This window comes from uncultured Tenacibaculum sp., from assembly GCF_947494125.1.
GTDB lineage: Bacteria > Bacteroidota > Bacteroidia > Flavobacteriales > Flavobacteriaceae > Polaribacter.
On sequence record NZ_CANLTU010000024.1, the window covers coordinates 1 to 6,879 of the forward strand.

5 protein-coding genes are annotated in these 6,879 nt (G+C 27.4%); all 5 read left to right on the forward strand.

The features are described from left to right. On the forward strand, window positions 1-1,325 hold a 1,325-nt coding region (locus Q0881_RS17535; RefSeq protein WP_299163223.1), incomplete at its 5' end, for a phage integrase SAM-like domain-containing protein. Between the two features lie 189 nt (window positions 1,326-1,514). Then, a complete protein-coding gene (locus tag Q0881_RS17540) occupies window positions 1,515-3,335 on the forward strand; it encodes a DUF262 domain-containing protein (RefSeq protein WP_299163226.1) in 1,821 nt (606 codons plus the stop codon). Between the two features lie 59 nt (window positions 3,336-3,394). Continuing rightward, window positions 3,395-4,537 carry a hypothetical protein gene (locus Q0881_RS17545; protein ID WP_299163228.1) on the forward strand — a complete coding sequence of 381 codons (1,143 nt, stop codon included), beginning with the start codon at window positions 3,395-3,397 and terminating at the stop codon, window positions 4,535-4,537. 96 nt (window positions 4,538-4,633) lie between these two features. Continuing rightward, complete coding sequence (locus tag Q0881_RS17550) at window positions 4,634-5,734, forward strand: MBL fold metallo-hydrolase (RefSeq protein WP_299163231.1); 1,101 nt, start codon at window positions 4,634-4,636, stop codon at window positions 5,732-5,734. A 133-nt stretch (window positions 5,735-5,867) separates the two neighbouring features. Next, on the forward strand, window positions 5,868-6,878 hold the full coding sequence (locus tag Q0881_RS17555) for a hypothetical protein (RefSeq protein WP_299163234.1): 1,011 nt from the start codon (window positions 5,868-5,870) through the stop codon (window positions 6,876-6,878). The last annotated feature ends 1 nt before the right edge of the window (window position 6,879 follow it).

A 6,879-nucleotide genomic window follows, 5' to 3' on the forward strand; every position in this document is an offset into this window, starting at 1 on the left:
CAGCACCACCAAATTTCTTTAGAAAACTTACCAAATTTAATTTTATGGCAAGTGTAAAGTTTTTTATCAAAGGGAAAAGTAATCCAACCACAATTTATGTTCGATTATCTGGTTCTAATAAGATTTTATTAAGAAAGAGTACTTCATTATTAGTTAATCCCGAGTTCTTTAATAGAAAAAAAGGAACTATCAAGATGACTAAAGTTAATGAGGATTTAATCAATCTGAGCACTAGTTTAGAGGCTTTAAAAATCAAAATTATAACTTCTTATAACAAAGAGATATCAAGAGGAGTTGAAATCAATTCTTCTTGGTTAACTAATGTAATAGATGTTTACTTCAATCGAAGTAAAGAAAATAAATTAGATTTTGTAGTGAATTATGCTGAAGATTTTATAAAAAGGCTACCTACTAAAACGAATCCAAAAGGTGGTGTTGGGGTTTCAGTTGCTACTATTAAGAAATATAAAACTATTCGGAGAAAACTAAGAAAATATGAAGTCAGTAGAAAAGTGAAACTAAAGTTAAAAGATGTTAATTTAAACTTCAGAGAGGATTATTTAAAATTCTTATTAGTTGATGAAAGAATGAGTATGAATACTGCTGGTAGAGATATTAAATTTGTTAAAACAATTTGTTTAGATGCTAAGAATAATGGGATAGAGGTAAGTTCACAGTTAGAGGCTATTAAAGGTTTTTCTGTGAAGGTTGAAAGTATATTCTTGGATTTTAAGGAGATAGATTTAATCGCAAAAACTAAATTTTCAGAGGAGTATTTAAAAGATGCAAAAGACTGGTTGGTTATGGGGTGTTACTTGGGACAAAGAGTTAGTGATTTGTTAGTTATGAGGAAGGAAAATATAATAGAAAAAGGAAAATTGAAAATGATAGAAGTAACCCAGAAGAAAACTAAGAAGAAAGTAAATGTATTATTACATCCTAAAGTCATTGAAATATTAGAGTCTCGAAACTGGGAATTTCCTAAAACTTTTTCGAATAATTTAGAAAGTAGTAAAACGTTATTTAATAAGTATATAAAAGAGGTAGCAAAAGAAGCAGGTCTTGTTTATCGAGTAAATGGAGGGAAGGTTAGTAAAAAGACAAATCGTAAAGAGAAAGGAGTGTACGAAAAATGGGAGTTGGTTACATCACACATCTGTCGTAGAAGTTTTGCAAGCAACTATTATGCTACTATTCCTACACCTCTTTTAATGAATATTACAGGACATTCTACAGAGAAAGATTTTTTGTTGTACATAGGGAAAAGTTCTTCTGATTATGTTGAAAATCTAGCCCAATATTGGGGGATGAAAAAAAAGGATTAGAGTTTTAAGTGGTTTGAGAATAAAAGTTCCATTTTAAAATAAGTATTTACAACAATTTTTAAGAAAATTTGATAATAATCTATTTGTCTTTAATATTTTTTATGAATAAATTCACAAAGAAATCAATCCTAGAATGTAGTTGAATATAGAAACAATGTTGTAGGGTGTTAAAACAATCACAATCAAAAAATGGCAAATGAATTAGAGAAAGCAATAACCATCAAAAATGCGATTGATAAAATTGATTCAGGCGATTTGCTTTTGCCTTCAATTCAAAGGCGTTTTGTATGGAATACAAAACAAATAGAGTTTCTTTTTGATTCTATAATGCAAGATTATCCAATTAATACTTTTATGTTTTGGTCTGTAACGGATTCGGAAATCAAAAATAATTTTAGATTTTATGATTTTCTTAAAAAATATCAAGAATATAAAGGAGGGAATAATCAAGAGAGAAATACAAGAGGTTATAAAGATTTTCAAGCAGTAATTGATGGACAACAAAGACTTAATAGTTTATATATTGGATTAAAAGGAGCTTATGCTTATAAACGTTATGTATATAGAAAGAAGAAATATAAAAAGGATGAAGAGGACTATCCTAGCCGTAAATTATTTCTTGACCTTCTGAACCCCATCATAAATGATGATGAAAAAAAAGTTTATGATTTTAGATTTTTAATTCATAATGAACATGAACAACAATATAAACAAAAGGTCAAGTTAGTTGAAGATGAAGAGGGAAATAAGTGTGAAATTCCTTGTTTTTGGTTTGAAGTTGGAGAGGTTTTAGCTTTTGAAAAAGAACATCATGTAATTAAATATTTATCAAGAAATAAACTCGATATAGGTGGATTTGCAGGAGAGACATTACTTAGGTTGTATAAATTGATAAATGAAAAGGCAATAATTAACTTCTTTTTGGAGAAAAACCAAGATTTTGATAAAGTATTGTATGAGTTCATTAGGACAAATTCAGGAGGAACAACATTATCGTTTGCTGATTTGCTAATGTCAATAATTACTGCTTCATGGGAAAAAGGAAAATCCACAAAAGGTGCACGTGAAGAGATTGACGAATTAATTAGACAAGTTGAAGAAATAGGTTTTATTATTAACCAAGACTTTGTATTGAAAACTTGCTTAGTCTTATTCTCTACAGATATTCGATTTGCATTAAAAAACTTTCAAGGAGAGACAATTCAAAAGATTAAATCTGAATGGGGAAAAATTACTAAGAGTATAAAATCAAGTTTTGAGCTTGTAAAATCCCTTTCGTTTAATAATCATGCTCTAAGGTCAAAAAATGCAGTTATTCCTATTATTTATTATGTTTTTGTCAATGATAGTTTTCATGAACTAAACAAAGAAAATAAATATTTAGAAAACAAAAGAGTTATAAAAAATTACTTGCATTTATCCTTATTGAATAAATTATTTGGTGGAAGCTCCGATGGTTTTTTGAAATCAATAAAACAAGTATTAGATGAAAATTCAGAGAGTATATTTCCTTTAATTAGATTAAAAGAGAGGTTTAAAGGAACAAATCGTAGTTTCATAATGGATGATGAGAAAATAGAAAGTGTGCTTAGGACTTCATATGATAGCTTAGATAGTTTTTATGTATTATCTCTTTTATTTCCCAAGTTTAATTTCGAGTTTAAAAACCCTAATATTGACCATTTGCATCCAAAAAGTCAGTTTGAAAATTCTGATTTTAACTTTCTCGCGAATCAAAAAGATATTGACTTTTATAGAGATTACTGGAATACAACTTTAAATTTAGCTCTTCTGTCTGAAGAACAGAATAAATCAAAGAACAAGAGAGAGCTTGATATTTGGATTAAAGAACAAGAGAAAACAAATAAAGGGATAAGAAACTCTTTGTTGATACCAGAACTAGTGGGATTAAGTTTTGAGAATTTCAAAAAATTTATACAAAAGCGAGAAGAAGTTCTTAAGGAAATAATAAAAGAAAATATAGGACAAAAACAAAAAAAAACTCACTAAATCAGTGATATATAGTAAAACTATTATTTAGTAGGATAATGATAATTTAAAAATGTCTAATGGAAGAAGTTATTAATGATTTAGAAATATTATTTCAAGAAGCAAAAGATATAAATGAATTTGATTTTGTATTGACTTTATTGAACTATAGAGGTATGGGAACTCATAAATTGATGACTAATTTATATGAATGGTTTGATGCAATTGAATTTTATAAATCGCTTTATCTAGAATTAACTGGAAAAGAAAAGACAAGAATTGGAGCACTAATATATTCAACATTTTTTGAGAATAGTGATTTTTATAACATTATTGGTAGTTTATGTAATGTCAAGCTTGGATTTAAGCCTTCTTCTTATCTGTATTGGAAAACAAAAAAATATGAAAGACTATTAGGAATTGGTGAGAAACAGGAGGCATTATTAGAGCTTTTGCATGATGCTGATAAAAAAAATATCATTAATTTTTTTAATGAAAACCACTATAAAGAGATTAGAAATACATTTTTTCATTCTGCATATGCATTAAGTGATACAGATTATATACTTCACGATTCAGAGCCTATTATAATTGAAAATCTTGGGATTTCATCATTTAATGTTGAAGAATTTTTTTATCCGAGAATTGAAAAGATATTGGTTTTTTTTACAACATTCAAAAAGCTCTATATAGATTCGTTTTCTAGTTATAAAGAAGACAAAGAAGTTATTGGGTGTTTTCCAATGCCAACTAGAATTACAATAATGGGAGGAGTTGATGGACTACAAGGCTTTCGAATTAAAAATTCGGTACAGATATATGGGGAATGGCATGATTCGGGAATTTGGTATAATGAATTATATGATATGTATGAAGGGCATAACATTAGATTTAATATTCCGAATATCGAAACAGTTGAGGTTGGAGAGCAACTCACTCGTTATGAAAATAAAGATGATATTCATCAAAGTGATGTTGAGTTTCACAATCTAGTAGAAAAAATATCGGACAGAAAAAGACCTGTAGAGATTGAAAGAGCTACTAAGTTATTATTGAAATTTGGTGATTTAAGACATCAGAAAATGGAGAAAGAGACAAATGCCTTTAAGAAAAGGAGCTACCCAAAATATATCATTCCTTTTTATAAAAAAGCTATACAAATTGGAAGTGGTTTATTAGATATGAAATCAATTCAAGGTAAGCTAGATAAGTTTACTGAATAATTAGACACAACTGATATAGAAGTTAACATTAAATCAAAGTTATATGAGTTTATCATCATAAATTTTTTACCTTAAATTATAGAATTACAAAAAAATATGAAGCAGAGAATATTTCATCCAATTGGTCAAGGAGCATTTTACACTGAAAAACATGATAATTTAAATATTGTTTTTGATTGTGGGAATTGGAAAAAATCTAAAAGAGCATCTAAAACAGTTTCTCAGAGTTTTAAAAAAACAGATGTGATAAAAATCTTATTCATTTCCCATTTTGATTTTGACCATGTCTCATTAATTCCTACACTAAAAAATAGCGTTGCTAATATTGAAATAGTCGTTATGCCATTATTACATGAAAATGAAAAGTTTTTTTTAATAAACCTCTATCGAATACTAGGTTTTGATTTTATTGAGCTTATTCGAAATCCTGCTTCGTTTTTTGGAGAAAAAACAAAAATAATTTATGTGAATTCTTCATCACCTCAAAAAATATTGGAAAATCAGGAAAATATGGATATCTCTACTCTAGAAACTAATACAGAAATAAAAAGCGGAACAAAACTTTTATTATCAACAGAATTACCTGATTGGGTTTTTATTCCTTATAATTTTGAATACCCTCAAAGAAGTACTGATTTAGAGAACAAATTAAGAAATGCTGGTTTTAATGTTAGTAAGTTAAAGAATGATGCTAAATATACGTTAGATGAAATAGTTAGTGATATTAATTTAACGGTAAAAAAAGGGGGGAAATTATTTCAGCAAATATACGACTCATTAAAAGGTAAAATAAATCAAAACTCTATGATTTTATACTCAGGACCAACAGAAGATAGCTATAAAACTTACAAGAAAAGAATTTTTATTCCATATAAACCACATTTTTTTAAAAGAAGTTTTACTAATGATGTAGGTTGTGTTTATAGTGGAGATAGTGATTTTAATGTTATTAGTATAGATAGTATTTATCGAAATTTTTGGACATTTATTGGTACAGTACAGATTCCGCATCATGGAGATTTAAAATGTTTTGAGTCTTCTTTTTTAAACAAAACTTTATTTTGCCCGTTTTCATATGGCACTAATAACAATTATGGTCACCCTTCAACCGTTGTAACTGCTGAAATTCATAATCGAGGTAGTTTACCAATTTATGTAAATGAAAATCTAAACACTGCGTACATAGAAGCGTTTTAAAAGGTGTTCTTATTTTAGATAGAATATAACTTATTGACTTCTTTAAGCTAAATTCAAAAAGCATTGGAGTTTTTGAATTATTAGATTTAATTTTTAAAATGTAATGAATAACCCATTCTTTAAAATATAAGATATGATTTGTGCTCTATGTAAGGAAAAAGAAGCTACAAAAAAAAACACCCACTATTTATCTGATGGTGTTATAAGAAAGTGCTTAAATATTGGTGGAACGAACGAAAGAGAACGTGGATATTATTTTGATATATCAAATGGAAATCCCTTTGTTGAATTTAATTTTCAGAGGATTGATGAAGTAAATTTAGAAAAAGGATTGGGTAGACCTCCAACAGATGAAGAGCTTGAGAATGCAAGAAAAATACCTTTTTCTGTTGATTATGTTTTTTGTAATACTTGTGAAAAATCTTTTACTGAATTTGAATCTAAGTTTTCTAGTGATATTATCCCGAAATTAAGAAACGTAAACCTTAATCAAATTAATCATTTGAATTTTGAGGAGGTTTCATTAATTAGAATGTTTTTCTATATCCAAATTTGGAGAAACGCAATTTGTGAAGAGATATTTAGTTTAAGTCCTAAAGTAGAAGAAGAATTACGCTTAATAATTTTAAATAAACAAGTCAAAAATATTAATCATTTTCCATTAATGATAACTTATTTAGAAACATTAGGTGGAGACATGTCTTTTACAGAAAATTATGTCGGTTCAACAAGTGATAGGAATCCAAATGTTATTTTTATGAATGATTTTGTAGTTCAATTTTTTGACGATATAGATTATGTAAAATATAATAAATTTTATGGGTTAAATGATGAGGTAGATTTTAAAGAGTTTGTGAATTTTGAAGAAGAAGTTTTTAAAGTGAAAGTTCTGTCTAATATCAAAAGAAAAGAATTATTAAGTAATATAATTAATACAGAAAAGGTAAAACAAACATTAAGCTTTTTAGAAAAATCTTTTGACCTAATTTGGCAGAGAATGTTTTATGGATTTCCTCCAATTCAAATAAAACAAGAATATATTCATGGAATTATTGGAGATGATGATTTTACAGTATTGAAGTATTCTCAAAAGCAGATAGCAGAATATACTGAAAAATTTATCTGGGATAGAATTAGAAGATAAA